Origin of the sequence: Salegentibacter maritimus, assembly GCF_016236975.1 — a bacterium.
GTDB lineage: Bacteria > Bacteroidota > Bacteroidia > Flavobacteriales > Flavobacteriaceae > Salegentibacter > Salegentibacter maritimus.
In genome coordinates this window covers 12323-29682 of sequence record NZ_JAEHNY010000001.1, presented here as the reverse complement: position 1 = coordinate 29682, position 17360 = coordinate 12323, and the positions used below count along the sequence as shown (strand labels likewise).

Here is a 17360-nt window from a genome sequence, read left to right as displayed (position 1 = left end):
AGCCAGAATTTTGATTTTGGTTTCTCGTATGATAAAAAAAATCCTGGGTAATATAGTATTTAAAAATTTCTCCTACCTAACCATAGGTACTATTATAGCTCAACTTATAAGTTTGGTTACGGTACTTAAAATTACCAGTATTTTAAATCCTGATGATTATGGCCTGTTTACTTTTCTTATAGCTCAGGGAATGCTGTTATTAAGAATTGGGGATTTAGGAAATAGAAATATTGTAATAAGAACCATTGCCAGAGATTCATCACATACTAATGATTTATTGGTTAATGGGGCAATTCTAAGGGTACTGGCCATAATGGCTCTATCGTTTATTTACTACATTTATAATTATTACTTCGGAAGTTTATCGTTTAATAACCTGTTTTTAATTTTTGTTTTCTCGCTGTTTGGTTGCTTTGCAAATTTATTTGAATTAATCTTTCATGGAAATCAAAAAATGCTGCCTTCTGCGGTTATTAATCTAACCTATAGCCTTATTTGGTTTGTAATTGTATTTTTTATTCTCGACGAAGGCATAAGTATTAGCTTCATTTTTTTGCTTTATATTTCAATAACACTGGTAAAGGCTATTCTTTACTTAGCTTTTATTAAATATTATAAGTTATTTAAAGGCAAGGTTCAGAACTTTAGGGTTTCTGCTAAGCAAATAATTAAGGAAAGTTGGCCGTATTTTGCGATGATTCTTATTCTATTGCCTTTAACCAGTCTTGCCAACAATTTTTTAGATATAAATTCTACCAATAACGAAATTGGATATTTTAATTTATCTGAAAGATTGTTAGGCCCTATATCACTGGTAGTGGGAATGTCTCTAAGTGCTATATTTCCAAATTTATCGGCCATGTGGAGTAATAACAGGTCTAGATTCTATAAGTATTTATCTATTGGTTTTGGGGTGTATATGATTGCCTCTATGCTTATTTGCTTCATATTTACCCTTTTCTCTAAAGAAATAGTGATATTATTATTTCCTGATGGATACTTACCCGCAATTAAAGTCTGCCAAATGCAGGTGTGGTATTTATTTTTTACATCGGTAGATAGTATGGTAGGCGTAGTACTGGGAGCAGCAAATAAAGAAAAGCTTATTTTAAGATTTAGTATTGTTTACTTTCTAGTATGTACTCCCGTACTCTTTTTTAGTAGTAAATATGGTGCGCTTGGAATTTCTTATGGCTATGTAGTTTCTTACGGTGCCTGTTTAATTTATGTATGGCTCACATTTAAAAAATCTTTAAATATAAAGATTAAGTACGACCTTAGAATTTGGTTACTCGCTATAAGTTTATTTGTAATATCATACTATCTAGCTTCAGGGATATCTTTATTCTATAAATTAATAATATGCTTTACTATTTTAAGCTTATTGCTTCCATATTCTTTTAAAATCTATAAGCCTTTATTTGTTAAATGAAAAGACATTTTGAAATAGCTTTTGTTTTCCTGCTGATTATTATTTCATTAAAATTTTTTGATGCACGTTTTTTAGATAATAGTCTTCTTAATTATTTATTGTTTTTAACCCTTATAGTTACAGTTTTTATTTCTGTTCCCTATGTATTACCGCCTAATAAAGGATTTGTTTTTCCTGTGCAGTTATTGCTTATAGCTATGTTTATTTCTATAATAATGGCGGGCTTATATTGGGATCAAAGCTTGTTGGATAGTCTAATAGCAGTAGCACCATATTTAATTGTATTTATTTTTTTTTATTTATGGCATATTCAATTTCCTGTAAATATTCTAGAAAAAATAATTGTATTTTATGGTTCACTGTACATCCTTTTATACGTATTCGAGTTTGTAACCAGTGGCACCGTTTATTTTGGAAAACCGCTGTGGGGAGATGAATTTTTAGTTTCTCGCGGAATTACAAGAATTATATTTCCGGGAGGCGGTGTGTTTGTTTTAACCAGTTTTATTGCGATTAATAAATTAACCTCCCAGGATAAAAACAGGTGGTTTTGGCTGCTTTTAGCAATTGCCGGAATTGTTATCCCGGTAATGCAGGTAACACGGCAATTTATAGTAGGAATACTTTTAATTTATCTATATCACGTAATAAGAAGTATTAGAATTTGGAAGAAATTAGTGGTATTTGCTTCTTTGGTTAGCATTATAATTTTTCTACAATATGTAAACCATCCAATTATTGATGGATTAATAGACTCTACCCGTAATGATGCTAATTTAGGTTCAAATTATATTCGTGTTTTGGCGGGAGAATTTTTTTTAACCGATTTCTCTCCGAATTTAAGCACTCAAATTTTGGGAAATGGGGTGCCGTATTTTGGAGTTTCAAATTTTGGCCTGTATGTAGACAGTTTAGGGGTAACACAGGAATATTTTTTATCTGATGTAGGTATTATAGCAGTCTATGTTATGTTTGGTGTACTCGCCATTATAGCATACTTACTTATTTTTATAAAAAGCTTTATAATTCCGCTTCCGGAAAATTTTCAATACTTAAAATACTATTTGTGGTTTATGCTTTTAACCAGTTTAACCTGGTATACTACTTACCACTATCACTATTTAATAATTACGGTTTACGTGCTATATATGTACCAGGCCGTTTATTTAGGGCAGGGAAATGATAAATCACAAGAGCCAGAGCCAGCTAAAGAGATAGATCGTGAAATGATGATTTCCAAATGAAAAATCCGGTTTTAACAGTAGCAATGCCAACCTATAATGCCGAAAGATATATTGGTGAAGCTATAGAAAGTGTGCTTAATCAAACATTCAGGGATTTTGAATTGCTAATAATTAATGATGGCTCTTTAGATGATACCCATAGCGTAGTTTCTTCATATAAAGACGCACGTATTAGATTGATTAATCTTGAAGAAAACAGAGGGGTAGCCCACTGTAGAAATCTTGCTTTGCAGCAGGCCAGGGGCGAATTTATTGCCTGGACAGATAGTGATGATCTTAACGAACCTACCCGATTTGAAAAACAACTGAATTTTCTACAAAATAACTTAGATTTTGGCGGCTGTGGTACCTGGCTTTCCAGGTTTAAAGACTCTAAAACGTATTATGTAACAAAGGCTTTTAAAAGTTCTGAAAAGATAAAAGCATCACTTCTATTTAAACCGGCCAGTGTTCCAAATGCAACCGCAATGCTAAGGTTATCGGAAATAAAAAAGTACAATTTAAAATATGATGAGGGGCTTCAAATAAGTGAGGATTACGATTTTATTTTTAATTGCTCTCAATATTTAAAGTTTTCTAATATCCAGGAAGTTCTATATCATTATCGCGATTCTGAAACCAGTATTATGAAATCCTTTGAAGATAGAGAAGAACAAACTTTTCATATTTTAAAAACAGTTTATAAGAAGGCTTTGGTAAATTTGGATATTCGTGCTTCCGAAAATGAATTGCGTTTACATCATGCTATTTGTTCAAGAAAAATGTTCTCTAAGTTTTCTCGTTTTCAGGAATGTTGTTCGTGGTTAGAAAACTTACAACTTGCAAACCATCAAAAAATGGTATATGATACTCAGGTATTTAATGATATTGTGGCCGAGCAATTTTTCTTTTTATCTAAAAAAGCTTCTGGTTTTGGTTTAAAGACCTTATCCTTCTTTGTTAAAAAATCACGAAAAAATTGCTGGTCTATAAAACCAATAGCCTGTTCTAAGCTAGCCCTTAGATGTGTTTTGAAATATGATAAATTTGAATTTAAATTAACATGAAAAGCTTATGGAAAGTTTCATTTAAGAGGAAATATTAGTTTTTTGATGATTGATATACTGATCTAATTTGTTGAGAATAGCACTATCCTGTGCAACATCAAATTTTCTTGCAAATAGATAATTTTTACTGGCTTGTTTTAATTCTTCAAAATCATTTTCTTTAAAAGTTACCGGTAGTTCAACATCATTTCTAAGCCAGTTAGTATAGGTATTTGTAGTTTTTATTTGCTCTTTTTCTTTTAGTTTATTTACAATACTCGCAAATAAAGTTTCATCGGGAACATGGGTATAAGCATGGTACTCTAAAAGGTCTGGGTTTTTCTTTAAATAATTAATTATTTCAATAACTGTTTCCACGGGGAGGGCCCACCAGGTGTCACCGCCTTTAGGTTCCAGGTAATTTGGGTGAATTCTTTTAGGCTTAAATACTGTATTAACTGTAGTTGTAAAACCAAGGTTTCTTAGTAGATAAAATATGTGTTTAAAATTACGAAGTGTTAAGAACCTGGAGTCGAAAATAGGAAAGATACCTCTATTTAAACGTTTATTGGGAAGGTGGAAATTATATCTTTCAAATCTATTTGCCCATTCCGGCCAAATATCTTTAATCTCTTCCGCTACAATGTAATTATTACCATAATTTGATTGATAAAAATTATAGATGTGTTTATTATTATTAAGTGGATAATCCTGCCCAGATAGAAGCACACAATAAGTGTTGGAAGTAAATTTTTTAATTACCTTATTAAGAAGAAGAAGTGTGACTTTACAGATCCCAATACTGGACCAGGGCGTTATCATTCTCTTTTCTTCTTCGATGAAGAAAACATTTTTATAATTTATAAATGCCTGTTTAAAAGGAACATCATCTGCAGTTTTGTCTATATGAACAAAAAAATAAACATTTTCTGCATCTAGTTTTTTTACCATTCTATGAAATTGAGATGGATTTTTGTGAGCGAGAATTAGGTAGCTTATGTTCATGGGTATTACTCTAAAGGCAATAGGTTTTATTATTTAATTACTTCTTTTCACTTAAGTAGGCGCTTTGGTAAGCTATTTAAATTTATAAAAAAAGGGGGGTATCTCAAATTATTTCTCTGATTAATAATAAGATATGATTTCCTTATTTAAGGTTTTTGTATAATTCTATAGATACCTGAACATTGAATTAAACATGTTAGAAATAGATACGGTTGGTGAATTTCGGCTAATACTAAGGCACTTTTAATTTGAAAAAGGAAAAGAAAAAAATACTTATACTGGGGTCTGCGCAGTTTGGTTATTCTACAACAACCTATAAATATTGTGAATATGCTAGGCATGATTTTGATATAACCTATGTAGGTTGGGATTACAAATTACCAAAAATAGAATTATCTCTTGTTAAAGTGAAATATGTAAGCAGAAAGGGCAACCTGTTAAAAAGAAATTTTAAACTTTTAAAGGCTTTTTATAAAGAGATTTCGCTGGGATATAACCTTGTGCTAACAACTTATGTAAGAGGAATTTCTTTGGTGAAACTTCTAAATCCGGGAGCTAAGGTTTTAATGTATGTAGATACTTTTGGCGTGATGCCAAATGCCAGCAAAAGATATGTCTATGATCTTATGCTAAAATTTGAAACCTCTTTCTTTAAAAATGTAGCAGTGATTAATAGTGGGCTCGGCAAACTTTTAAATAGAAACAAATATGAGATACTTCCGCTGGGTGGGGCAGTCTTCAATACAAATCATAAGTCTTTTGATAGCTTAAAACTATTATACGTGGGCACTTTTGATAATAGAAATATGATAGACTGCGTGAAAGGTTTCCACAAATTCCTGGAGAAAATAGGTTATAAGAATGATAGTATTAAGTTTGAAATTATTGGGGACGGGCCAAATAACGAATTAGAAGAACTAAAGGCTTATGTAGAGTCTTACAAGCTTTCACCTTATATAAGTATACTGGGGTATATACCTCAAAAAGATTTAAAACCTTATTTTGAGAATGCAAACATAGGTGTGTCTTATGTGCCCATATTGCCATATTACGAATATCAAACCCCCACCAAAACTTTTGAATATTTAATTTCCGGTTTGCCCGTAATCGCAACCGCGACTTTTGAAAATAAGAAAATTATTAGACCCTGGTCTGGAGTTATTGTTAAGGATACGCCAAATTCGTTTTGTGAAGGAATTATAAAGCTTCAGGAGAAAAAAAAGGAGTTTTGTAGTGAAAGAATTATAAAAGCATATTCCAACAATACCTGGGAGAATGCCGTGAAAAATCATTTTATTCCTTTGGTGAGAAAGCTTGCCAATTAGCATTCTTAAGAAGAAAGTAACAGATAATTATAGACCTTTTGAGAAATAATATTAAAAATTTTTACGCCTCTATCATTTCGAGGTTGTTTATTTTTTTGGGGCTTTCAAAAAGGCTTAAAAACAAGGCGCTTCGTGGGGATTTTATAATTTCGATTTACTTTCATGCACCTGATGCCTCCCTATTTGAGTTTTGCATTAAATGGTTGAAAAAAAACAAATTTATTTTTCTATCTGAAAAAGATATTTTGGCCATTGCAAATAACGAGAAATCCTTTCCGAAGGGGGGAGTGGTTATAACTGTAGATGATGGCTGGTTAAGCAATGAAAAAAATGTTATTGAAATAGCTCAAAAACACCAGGTGCCCATTACAATTTTTGTAGCTACAGATGCTATTGAACATGGGAATTATTGGTGGCCATATATTACAAAAGCCCGGGATTTAGGAATGGATTTTCCTTCCGTCAAAAAGTTAAAGCAGGTTTCAAATAAGGAACGAGAAAGGGTAGTAACCAACATAAAAAAGAGAATTAGTTTAGAAAGGCAGGCTTTAGATTTATCGCAACTAAAAAAGGCATCGCAATCCAGGTATATAAATATAGGTGCCCACACGGTTCATCATCCTATTCTTATAAATTGTGAAGATGGGGAGTCTTTCAGGGAGATTAAGAATTCTAAGTTTCAAATTGAAGAATGGTTGAACAGAAAGGTTGTTTCTTTCGCTTACCCCAACGGAGATTATTCCGAAAGGGAAATCAATTATTTACAAAAGTTGAATTTTTCTTCAGCATATACTACAAAGCCTGAATACCTTACTAAAGAAAAGCTTCAGAAAATTTATGAACTACCGCGATTCTGCATTTATGAAGGAATATCTAAAGCTGAAGCTATTTGCCGAATGATGGGGGTATGGCAGCGGTTTTTTAAAGATTAATAATTATAAAATACCATTCTGTAGAAGTTTATGAATGTTCTATATGTAACCAATATGTATCCTTCAGAAGCTACACCTTTTGAAGGAGTGTTCATCAAAGAACAGGTTGAGTATTGTCATAAAGTATATGGTATCAACTATAAACTGTTTGTTATTAATCGTTCCCGGCACAAATATTTAAATTATTTCAGCAGTATTTTTAAAATTAAGAATGTTATTTCTAAAGGTAATTTCGATCTTATCCATATACATTTTGGCCTGGCCGGGATTTTCTTACTACTAAATCCTTTAATTAAAGTACCTGTAATTGTAACCTTTCATGGTAGCGATATAATTTCATTTAAAAAAAGGGAGGGATTAATGCAGAAAATTAGCCAAATGGTTGCTGCCAGGGCCGATAAGATTATTATTCTAAATGATAAAATGGCCTCTAAACTCGGGAAATATCAAAATAAATCGGTTAAAATTCCCTGCGGAATAAATACAGAAATATTTAAAGTAACACGCAATAACTTAAAGAACAAAAAACTAGTAATTGGATTCCCTTCAGATAGAAACAGGGAAGTGAAAAATTACCCTTTGTTTAAAGCCGTGGTCAATATTTTGCTTGAAAAGGGATTTCAAATAGAAACTTTAGAATTTGCCAATTTCAGTAGAGTAGAAATGGCTCAAAATTTAAGCCGATTAGACTGTCTCTTAATGACCTCCTTTAGTGAAGGCTCTCCCCAAATTGTTAAAGAAGCTATGGTTTGTGGTGTACCCATTGTTACCACCAGGGTAGGGGATGTAGCAAATTTATTAAATGGAGTAAAAAACTGTGCCGTAGTAGATTCTTTTGATGCTTGCCTGCTGGCAGAAAAAGTATGTGAAATACTAAAATTAGCTCCCAAAGACAGGTTTACTAATGGTAGTGAAAAGATAACACAGTTGGCTTTAGATCAAGAAAAAGTTTGTTCTAGTATTTATGAGGTCTACCAAAGCCTTTTGGTTCAATAAATCAGCTTGCGGCAAACCAGGGCTTTTTAAAACGAATTTTCCAGTAAAAACTTGAAATTATGGGAGATAAAAAGAAAAAAATTATACTTATTTGTTCTGATGGGGGACATCTTGCCCAAATTTTAGAGTTAAGGGATATGTTTTTAAACTACAATTACCTAATTGTTACAGAAAAATCCCAGGCTACAATTCCATTAAAAGAAAAGTATAATATTAGATACTTAAAAGGCAGGTCCAAGGGACAAAAAAGAAATCTATCTTTTATTTTTAGTTTACTTGTAAATACTTTTCTCTCCCTAAAAATTTTAATGCAACATTATCCTAAAGTTATTATTACAACCGGAAGTCATACAGCCATTCCCATGTGTTTTTTAGGGAAATTGGTAGGAGCTAAGATTATTTGGATTCTTAGCTACGCCAGAATAAATTCAAGGGCTTTTTCGGCAGATATAATTTATCCGATAGCCAATAAATTTATAGTTCAATGGCCGGGAGTACAGAAATTTTATAAGAAAGCCATCTATCTTGGAGGGATATATTAATTATTCAGACTAACATTTTTACTATGATACTTGTACTATTAGGCACTTTTCCAACTGCTTTTAAACGGCCACTTGTTGAAATAGACAGGCTTTGTAGAGATGGCATTATAAACGAAAAGGTAATTGTACAAAGCGGGCATACCCGGTTTGATTCGAACTATTTAGACATGCGACCTTTTATTGCCCCCGATGAGTTGACCGAACTCTATAAACAAGCCCGACTTGTAATTACACAGGCCGGTACAGGATCTTTAATTAAAGGAATGAAGCTGCAAAAAAAGATAATTGCTATTCCCAGACTGGCAAAATATAAAGAAGTGGTAGATAACCATCAGGAAGAGATACTACAAGAGTTTGCTAAACAGAATTATATCTTACCCTGGACCGAAGATATTGCTTTGGAGGACATACTCCCCAAAGTAGATGCTTTTGAGCCAACAACCTACGTTTCCACGAAGCAAAATATAATAGATCATTTAGAAGAATATATCGATTCTTTGTAAAGATTTATAACCTTAAATAATTAGAACCTTATGATAAAAGTCGGCTTAATAGGTGCGGGAAAAATGGGCATCTCTCATTTATCAATTTTAGGTGCTCATCCAGATGTAGAGGTGGTTGGGGTATGTGAAACTTCTAAACTTGTGCTTAGTGCATTGGAGAAATATAGTAGCTTCAGCTGTTATACAGACTATCAACTAATGCTGGAAGAGGAAAAACCCGATGCAGTTTTTGTAGCTACACCTACCAAATTTCATTTTGATTTTGTGAAGGAACTTTTAGCCAGAAACATTCATGTTTTTGTTGAAAAACCTTTCTGCTTAAGTTCGGAACAAGGACTGGAGCTAGCTAGCCTGGCATCGAAGAAAAATGTAGTAAACCAGGTAGGTTATCACAATAAATTTATAGGCACTTTTAAAGAAGTCAAGAAATTGGTAGAAAATGGTGCCATAGGAGAAATTAACCATTTTCTGGGTGAGGCCTATGGGCCGGTGGTTACAAAGAAGAAAGAAGGAACCTGGCGTTCTAGTCCAACCGAAGGCGGAGGCTGCCTAATGGATTATGCCTCTCACGTAATAGACCTAATTAACGATATTCTATCGCCTGTAACAGCCTGTAAAGGAAGTATTCTAAAATCTGTTTACTCTAAAAAAGTAGAGGATGCCGTCTATGCTATATTGGAGCTTTCCAATAAAACCACCGGAGTACTTTCTGTAAACTGGAGCGACGAAACTTACAGAAAAATGTCTACTTCAATTACCATAAATGGCAATAAAGGAAAAATAATATCTGATGCCAACGAACTAAAAGTCTATTTTAAAGAAAATCAATGCCCTACAGGCTACTCTAAAGGTTGGAATGTAAAATATGTAACCGATTTAACCGAGCCGGTAAATTTTTACCTCAGAGGAGAAGAATATTCGGCACAGGTCGATTATTTTATAAAAGCCGTAAAGGGAACGGTTCCTAATAATGTAAATAACTTTCAAAGTGCCTGGCTTACCGATAGGGCTATTTCAATAATAAGGAATCAAAACTAAAATAGGATGGATAGAATATTATACGGAGACAATCAGTTTTTTGCGGTAAGTCATATTTCTGATGCCAAATCTATGGCGCAATCTATAAAATTTAAAACCGATGAAGCTATTATAAATACTATAGATACTGCCAGGGCATCGGGTCTCAATACCTTTATGTGTACAACTCATGATAGGATAGCCACTATTTGTGATATAATTAGGGCTAATCCCGGGAAATATGAAAACTTTAAAATTTATCCTTGTATGCCTTATGCCCATAAATATGCCAATGCCGTAACCGAATTGGGGATTCAAGGCACTATTAAGCAATATGTTCCCGGAAATTTCTTTGGTACCCTATTTAAAGGAGGAATGGCATTTGTGTCAAAAGATTTTCTAAAAATTATGGAGCTGCTTATCGATGCCGAAATGAAAATGTTTAAAGGAATTAATACCCCGGTTATTTTTCTGCAAAACGTAATCACCGATCTACTCTTAGGGTTGGGAATGGTTGAGGTGTTGAAAGGTTTTTACGATTATATCTTGAAAAAATACGATGCAGAGCCCGGATTTATCACTATGAATATGCCCAGGTTGCTAACTATGCTTGAAACCGCCGGAATAACAAATCCTATTATTTGTTTTTCCATGAATAAGCTTAATTTTAGAATGAGTGGAGGAAAAGGTTTATACGAAGAAACACTTAAAACTCGAAAATTTAGGGCCATTGCCATGCAAGTCTTAGGTGGTGGGGCAATCCCACCCAAAGAAGCCTTAGAGTATGTTTGTAAATTACCTAATATTGAGGCCATTCTTTTTGGAGCATCTTCCAAAGCAAATATTGAAAATACGGTAGCTACAATTCATCATTTTGACAGCCGGAAAGTAAATTTTTAGATAAGAAAGTTAGTAGAACAAGGGCATAACCCTTGCCAATTAATTGGCTCCCGGCTTTACTTCATCGTAGCTGCTATTTTCATTTCCTATACGCACCTCATCATAATAGATTACCTTTTGGGAAGAGGTTGGTGTCCATTCCCATTTATAAATACCAAATTTAAAATAAGGGTATTTTTCATCGTTATAAGTATTCGGCATATTTTGTCTGTCAATTACTTTTTTACCATCTTTCCACACCTCCAATACTCCGGTATTGGTATGGGAGTATTTAATATGCACTACCCAATCAACCCATTTATCTTTAGGTATAGTTCCCATATCTATATAGATAAGTCCGTCTGAATGTCCATTCTCCATAATACGATCGGTATCCCATCTTAACATCCATTTTAATTTACCTTCGGAAGCGATTAATGCATTGGAAGGGCTTCTGTTGGTAGCTTCTCCTTCATCGGCTTGAACATGCCATTGTGCAATAATTTCCCCGGTAGCATCAGTAGTATAGCTAGTTGGGAAAAATTGTGAAAAACCATACCAGCCCTCTTTCTTTGTTGTACTTTGAGCCTGGGACATTTCTGATCTATGACCACCCCAAATTTGAGGATCATTTTTTCTGATTTCAAATCTACCGGCAGTAGCACCTTTCCTTACAATATCTTTTTCAAGCTGAAAACTATGATTTTTGGCATATTCCAGGTAAAAATTTCCCGCCTGTGGATTTGTTTCCAGGACAATATTTTCAAAACTTTCCTCTAAAATTAAATTTGAGGAAATTTGATCTATAGGTAGGGGAGGGAAAAAAGTAAGCGTTTGCTTTTTACCAATGCTAAACTGATATCCCTGTAAAAAAACAAAGACCGAAAAAAGTAATAAATAGCAAATGTATTTCATGACAACATAGATAGTACCCGATAATCGTGATAATACACACAGACTTATCTCAAAATCGAAATGAAATCATTTAATACCGCTCGTTGGCTTGCTAACATTTTTCTAATGAGAAGCCTATAATAAATGGAGTTCTTCTGCTATGAAATAGGCATTAGCCCATTCTAACTGCATCTACATTACCGGTTTTTAATCAGTTATAGAAAATTTTGAGCTTTGAGGCTAAAGCTGTCTATAATCAATTATATAATTTCAAATCTATAAGTAAGATACTAAAAAAATAAATGACTTAACTGATAGTCAGTGCTTTGTGATTCGTTGAAGCGAGTAAAATTTAGGAAAGAAATGGCTAAACCTATGTTATTGTTGATTTGCTATTTAGAAAGCTTATGTGGGAATTTAAATTGGTAGGAACCGGCACGTGAACAGTACCGGTTCTTAGTTACCAAATATATTATTTACCAAATAGCTATTTTGCTTCTTTAGAAACGATTTCCACCAGCTCGTATCTAATAGAAGAACCACCGGCCGGAGGGTTTTTTATTTCTGTTTTTTTCACTTTAAGACCATATACAAAACCGGGCTCATAGTTAAAACCTTCAATACCATCAACAAAGTAAAAATTCTCCCAGTTTTCGGTACCAATCATATTACCTTCCTGAACAAGTAAACAGGTGCCTTCCATTTCTGCAACACAATTAACGGTATAACTGTTTACCATCATGTTAATTCCATTGTCTATTGTACTTGTACTAGTTGCAACCTCATCGTAACTACTATATCTATTACCTATTTTAACCTCATCGTAGTAGATGGTTCTTTGTGTTGAAAGATTTCCCCAAGACCATTTATAGACACCAAATTTAAAATAAGGATATTTTTCATCATTATAAGTATTTGGCATGTTTTGCCTATCAATTACTTTCTCGCCATCTTTCCATACTTCCAATATACCGGTATTGGTATGTGAATATTTAATGTGTACAACCCAATCAATCCATTTGCCTTTAGGTATGGCTCCAAGATCTATATAGATTAGTCCGTCTGAGTAACCATCTTCCATAATACGATCGGCATCCCATCTTAACATCCATTTTAATTTCCCTTCTGAAGCGATTAATGCATTGGAAGGGCTTCTGTTGGTAGCTTCCCCTTTATCTGCCTGTACATGCCATTGTCCAATTACTTCTCCAGAGGCATCAGAAGTATAATTAGTTGGGAAAAACTGTGAAAAGCCATACCAACCTTCACTTTGTGTAGTACTTTGTGCCTGTGACATCTCAGTTCGGTTACCACCCCAAATTTGAGTATCACTTTTTTTGATTTCAAATCTACCTGAATTAGCACCTTCTCTTACAATATTTTCCTCTAGCTGAAAACTATGGTCTTCGGCGTGTTCAAGGTAAAAATCACCCGATTGTGGATTCTTGTTTAAATCGGGGTTTTCAAAATTTTCTATATAAATTAAATTGCCAGAATCTTGATATAAAGGTGGTTCCGATTCTAAATCTATAGACTCCAGAGAGTCTTCGGCAGTAGTTTCTTCTAAGGTTTCATTATCCGGTGAACAGGCAGCTATGGCAAGTAACAAGACATAAAAAAGTTTTTTCATTATAAATAATTTAAATATTACTAATAGTTTCTAATCTTACACAGGTATTGCTTTATCAATAGACGAATAATTGGCTAATAGAACAATGGTATCATTTTCTAATATGCACTGAAAATTATCATCCATGATGTTAATTACTGTGTATGTTTTTAATTTTTGGATTATTTGATTTGTGCTATTTGATTTTTACACAATAAGAAATTGGTACAAAAAGTACGGTAATTAAGCATTTCATAAACTTGTAGGGATAGGGACATTTTACTATATTTTTTTTGCGAAAAATTTTGCGCGAAACTAATTATTAAAACCGATAAAACAAGTGATTTAATCATTTAAAAATGCTGTTAACATCTATAAATCAATTTTTTATGAAATATGTAAGAGAATACTTATGCTTCGGTATGTAAAGATATAGTCAATATTATGCCAGGAAATTTTAGCTTAATAATTACGAAATAAACCCGCTGAATTTAGAAGCATAACGCGGATAATTTTATTTACTAAGTTTTGTGTTTAATGCCGCAAAGGATAATTATTGTGTAGAGTTTTTGACTTTAGTGTGAGTATTTTCCACAGAAAAAAAATATGTATCGACAATAGCCGAAAAAATGTTGAGAGAAAGTAGGCTACAAAATAAAAATTTATTTGAAATTAACGTCTGAAGCTTTGTGTTGGAATTGAGCAAAAATAGATTCGGTAATTGAGCTGAAGGGTTAACCTGAGATGGAATGGACTTAATTAACCAATTTCTTTCTTAGCAGGCACTATATGTACTTTGTTAGCCAATTAAAATAATCCTTTAAAGCTCTTTAATTCGGGATTAAAATTATAGTCTATTTCTTCCTGATTCTTTTCGTTATAGCATACATCTAATAGCATCATCCCCAATCTTTTGTTTTGATATTCCAATATAAAATCAAAGGGATAATCTTCATGAAAAATTTTCTTAGAGTTTGCTACAGCTTTTAATAGGTTTTCTGAGTCTACGGGCAAGTCTAATATTTTTGATAGTACGAGTTTTATCTTTTTATCAGCTACAATATTTTTTTCAGTTTTTAGAATGCTACTTATCTCTGTATGGGCAGCTTGAGGAAAGTTTTTGGGTGTAGCTACCAGGCGATTCCAGAAAGAAATCAAAACGCTAAACAAGTTTGATTTTTTACTGTTATTGTTTTCGTGTGGCTTTTTGAGCTCTTCTTCTTTTTTATTTTCTAAAACCGAATTTAGATCCTTAAATGAATATGAGTTGGGAGCGGGCTCATTAACCAGATAAGAGTTGTTTCGCATAGGTACTAATCTGTTTTATAGTGGTTTAATATATGAAAAAAAGTGCAAGATTAAGATTTTTTATAAAATTAAATGATAAAGTTCCAAATTATTTATAGAAAAATAGATCTAGTTTTTAGTAAATAAACTTATTTTAAAATACCAGTAAGGTCTTATATTGTATAAAAAAGAGGTTGTTTGAAAAAAATGTTATTAGAAAATCTCACAGCTCACTAAAGACGAAATATTTTTTATCGTATAGAGTAAGCAGACTTCATTTCAATACTTATTAATTTATTGAAGCTTCAGTTTCAATATGGAGATACTAATTTTCAAAATTCTTCAAACATCCTCTTCCTTTTTATATAGTTTAATAGCTTACTCTAAATCAAACCTGTCCAGGTTCATTACTTTATCCCAGGCTTTTATAAAGTCTTTGATGAATTTTTCCTCTGAATCCATAGTTGCGTATACTTCAGCCAAGGCCCTAAGCTCCGAATTTGATCCAAAAATAAGGTCGGCACGGGTACCAGTCCACTTAACCTTATTAGTAGCACGATCGCGGCCTTCGAAAACGGTTTGAGAATCTGAAGTTGCTTTCCAGGTGGTTTTCATATCAAGGATATTCTTAAAGAAATCGTTGGTAAGCTGTCCCGGTCTCTCTGTGAAAATTCCATGCTTAGATTGATCAAAGTTTGCATTCAAGGAACGTAGGCCACCTACTAAAACTGTCATTTCGGGAGCAGTTAAAGTTAGCAATTGAGCTCTATCCACCAGCATTTCTTCAGCTGAGGTAGAGATTTTATCTTTCTTCTTAAAATAGTTACGAAATCCATCAGCATTTGGCTCCAGAGGTTCAAAAGCTTCAACATCGGTTTGCTCTGCTGTAGCATCAGTTCTCCCCGGAATAAAAGGTACATCTACATTGTGACCCGCTTCCTTAGCGGCTTTTTTAATTGCAACACAGCCTCCAAGTACAATAAGATCGGCAAGGGAAACTTTTTTATTTTCAGATTGAGCACTATTGAATTCCTGTTGAATACCTTCAAGTTTTGTTAATACCTCTTGTAGCTGCGGAGGATTATTGACTTCCCAATTTCTTTGTGGTTCTAAGCGAATACGTGCGCCATTAGCACCGCCACGTTTATCCGAGCCTCGAAACGTTGAAGCAGAAGCCCAGGCAGTTGATACTAATTGAGATACAGATAAGCCTGAGTTTAGAATCATTTTATGAAGCTCATCTACGTCTTTATCGTTTATTAAATCATGGTCTACAGCAGGTATTGGGTCTTGCCAAATAAGTTCTTCGGTAGGTACTTCCGGTCCCAGGTAGCGCGAGGTTGGTCCCATATCACGATGTGTAAGTTTGTACCAGGCTTTTGAAAAAGCTTCGGCAAATTCATCGGGATTTTCATGAAAATGTTTAGATATTTTTAAATATGCGGGATCTTCTTTTAAAGAAAGGTCGGTGGTTAGCATAAAAGGTGCGTGTTTTTTATTGGCATCGTGCGCGTCTGGAATAGTTCCGGCACCTGCACCATCTTTTGGTTTCCACTGGTAAGCACCGCCTGGTCCTTTGTGACATTCCCAATCGTATTTAAAAAGATTATCAAAAAAACTATTGCTCCATTTTGTGGGGGTTTGCGTCCAGGCCCCTTCAATTCCACTGGTTATTGTATTCTCTGCATTTCCGGTACCAAAACTGTTTTTCCAACCAAGTCCCATTTCTTCTATACCGGCTCCTGCAGGTTCAGCAGCCACATATTCATTGGCATCTGCAGCACCGTGGGTTTTTCCAAAGGTATGCCCGCCGGCAATTAATGCTACTGTTTCATAATCGTTCATCGCCATTCGGCCAAAAGTCTCTCTAATATCTTTAGCCGCTCCAATAGGATCTGGCTTTCCGTTGGGTCCCTCCGGGTTTACGTAAATTAGTCCCATGTGGGAAGCTCCTAATGGATTCTCCAGGTCATCCCCATTCTGGTATCGCTCTTTGTTTCCCAACCATTCACCTTCAGACCCCCAATAGATATCTTCTTCAGGTTCCCAAATATCTTCACGCCCACCGGCAAAACCAAAGGTTTTAAGTCCCATAGACTCAAGGGCCACGTTACCGGCAAGGATCATTAAATCGGCCCAGGAAATTTTATTACCATATTTTTGTTTAATTGGCCATAGTAAAAGTCTGGCTTTGTCCAGGTTGGCATTATCTGGCCAGGAATTTAAAGGAGCAAATCTTTGGGAACCAGAGCTTGCTCCACCACGGCCATCGCCAATACGGTAGGTACCAGCACTATGCCAGGCCATACGAATAAAGAACGGTCCATAATGGCCATAATCTGCTGGCCACCATTCCTGGCTGTCAGTCATAAGATTGGTTAGATCTTTTTTAACTGCTGCCAAATCAAGACTTTTAAAAGCTTCGGCATAATTAAAATCTTTATCCATAGGACTGGATAGATTGGAATGTTGCCTTAGTATATTCAGGTTTAAAGCATTTGGCCACCAATCTCTGTTAGTAGTGCCCATGCCCGCGGTTTTTTCTACTGCCCCTCCCATAAATGGGCATTTACTGGATTCATTTACGTCCCAAACTTTATGATTATCAGGATTTTTTGATTGATTTTTCTCCATAATTGAAAAGATTTAATGTTTAATATTTTAAAAATA

The 17360-nt window shown here is 34.1% G+C and carries 15 protein-coding genes; 10 read left to right on the top strand and 5 right to left on the bottom strand.

Going from position 1 to position 17360, the window contains the following annotated elements:
- Positions 1-28 precede the first annotated feature (28 nt).
- Genes I6U50_RS00130 through I6U50_RS00120 form a run of 3 tightly spaced genes read left to right on the top strand, consistent with a single transcriptional unit; the run spans position 29 to position 3722 of the window.
- A complete protein-coding gene (locus I6U50_RS00130) occupies positions 29-1432 on the top strand; it encodes an oligosaccharide flippase family protein (RefSeq protein ID WP_193710583.1) in 1404 nt (467 codons plus the stop codon).
- Positions 1429-2676, top strand: a complete 1248-nt coding sequence (locus I6U50_RS00125; RefSeq protein WP_198637423.1) for a hypothetical protein — start codon at positions 1429-1431, stop codon at positions 2674-2676. Before I6U50_RS00130 ends, I6U50_RS00125 begins: the two co-directional genes overlap by 4 nt.
- Positions 2673-3722 (top strand): glycosyltransferase family 2 protein, encoded by a 1050-nt coding sequence (locus I6U50_RS00120; protein WP_198637422.1) that lies wholly within the window; start codon positions 2673-2675, stop codon positions 3720-3722. The genes I6U50_RS00125 and I6U50_RS00120 overlap by 4 nt, the downstream gene beginning before the upstream one ends.
- A 21-nt stretch (positions 3723-3743) precedes the next feature.
- On the opposite strand, the gene I6U50_RS00115 is transcribed toward I6U50_RS00120, so the two are convergent.
- The gene (locus I6U50_RS00115; RefSeq protein WP_198637421.1) at positions 3744-4706 is read right to left on the bottom strand and encodes a beta-1,6-N-acetylglucosaminyltransferase; all 963 of its coding nucleotides are present in this window, start codon (positions 4704-4706) and stop codon (positions 3744-3746) included.
- A gap of 248 nt (positions 4707-4954) precedes the next feature.
- Between I6U50_RS00115 and I6U50_RS00110 the strand changes: the two genes are divergently transcribed.
- From I6U50_RS00110 to I6U50_RS00080, 7 genes are all read left to right on the top strand, one after another.
- Positions 4955-6031: a glycosyltransferase gene (locus I6U50_RS00110; protein WP_198637420.1), complete on the top strand. Its 1077-nt coding sequence runs from the start codon at positions 4955-4957 to the stop codon at positions 6029-6031.
- Between the two features lie 203 nt (positions 6032-6234).
- Positions 6235-6963, top strand: a complete 729-nt coding sequence (locus I6U50_RS00105; protein WP_198637419.1) for a polysaccharide deacetylase family protein — start codon at positions 6235-6237, stop codon at positions 6961-6963.
- Positions 6964-6993: 30 nt separating this feature from the next.
- Positions 6994-7959: a glycosyltransferase family 4 protein gene (locus tag I6U50_RS00100; RefSeq protein ID WP_198637418.1), complete on the top strand. Its 966-nt coding sequence runs from the start codon at positions 6994-6996 to the stop codon at positions 7957-7959.
- A 59-nt stretch (positions 7960-8018) separates the two neighbouring features.
- Complete coding sequence (gene pssD / locus I6U50_RS00095) at positions 8019-8501, top strand: PssD/Cps14F family polysaccharide biosynthesis glycosyltransferase (RefSeq protein WP_198637417.1); 483 nt, start codon at positions 8019-8021, stop codon at positions 8499-8501.
- A 23-nt stretch (positions 8502-8524) separates the two neighbouring features.
- On the top strand, positions 8525-9004 hold the full coding sequence (locus I6U50_RS00090; RefSeq protein WP_198637416.1) for a glycosyltransferase: 480 nt from the start codon (positions 8525-8527) through the stop codon (positions 9002-9004).
- 30 nt (positions 9005-9034) lie between these two features.
- Complete coding sequence (locus tag I6U50_RS00085; protein WP_198637415.1) at positions 9035-10042, top strand: Gfo/Idh/MocA family protein; 1008 nt, start codon at positions 9035-9037, stop codon at positions 10040-10042.
- A gap of 6 nt (positions 10043-10048) precedes the next feature.
- The gene (locus I6U50_RS00080; RefSeq protein WP_198637414.1) at positions 10049-10921 is read left to right on the top strand and encodes a hypothetical protein; all 873 of its coding nucleotides are present in this window, start codon (positions 10049-10051) and stop codon (positions 10919-10921) included.
- Positions 10922-10960: 39 nt separating this feature from the next.
- On the opposite strand, the gene I6U50_RS00075 is transcribed toward I6U50_RS00080, so the two are convergent.
- The 4 genes from I6U50_RS00075 to katG all read right to left on the bottom strand — a co-directional run bounded on the left by I6U50_RS00075 (position 10961) and on the right by katG (position 17324).
- Positions 10961-11815 carry a polysaccharide lyase gene (locus I6U50_RS00075; RefSeq protein WP_198637413.1) on the bottom strand — a complete coding sequence of 285 codons (855 nt, stop codon included), beginning with the start codon at positions 11813-11815 and terminating at the stop codon, positions 10961-10963.
- A 466-nt stretch (positions 11816-12281) separates the two neighbouring features.
- Entirely contained in the window at positions 12282-13424 is a 1143-nt protein-coding gene (locus tag I6U50_RS00070; RefSeq protein ID WP_198637412.1) for a heparin lyase I family protein, read from the bottom strand.
- A 786-nt stretch (positions 13425-14210) separates the two neighbouring features.
- Entirely contained in the window at positions 14211-14711 is a 501-nt protein-coding gene (locus tag I6U50_RS00065) for a hypothetical protein (RefSeq protein ID WP_198628192.1), read from the bottom strand.
- A gap of 357 nt (positions 14712-15068) precedes the next feature.
- Positions 15069-17324: a catalase/peroxidase HPI gene (gene katG / locus I6U50_RS00060; protein WP_198637411.1), complete on the bottom strand. Its 2256-nt coding sequence runs from the start codon at positions 17322-17324 to the stop codon at positions 15069-15071.
- Positions 17325-17360: the final 36 nt, after the last annotated feature.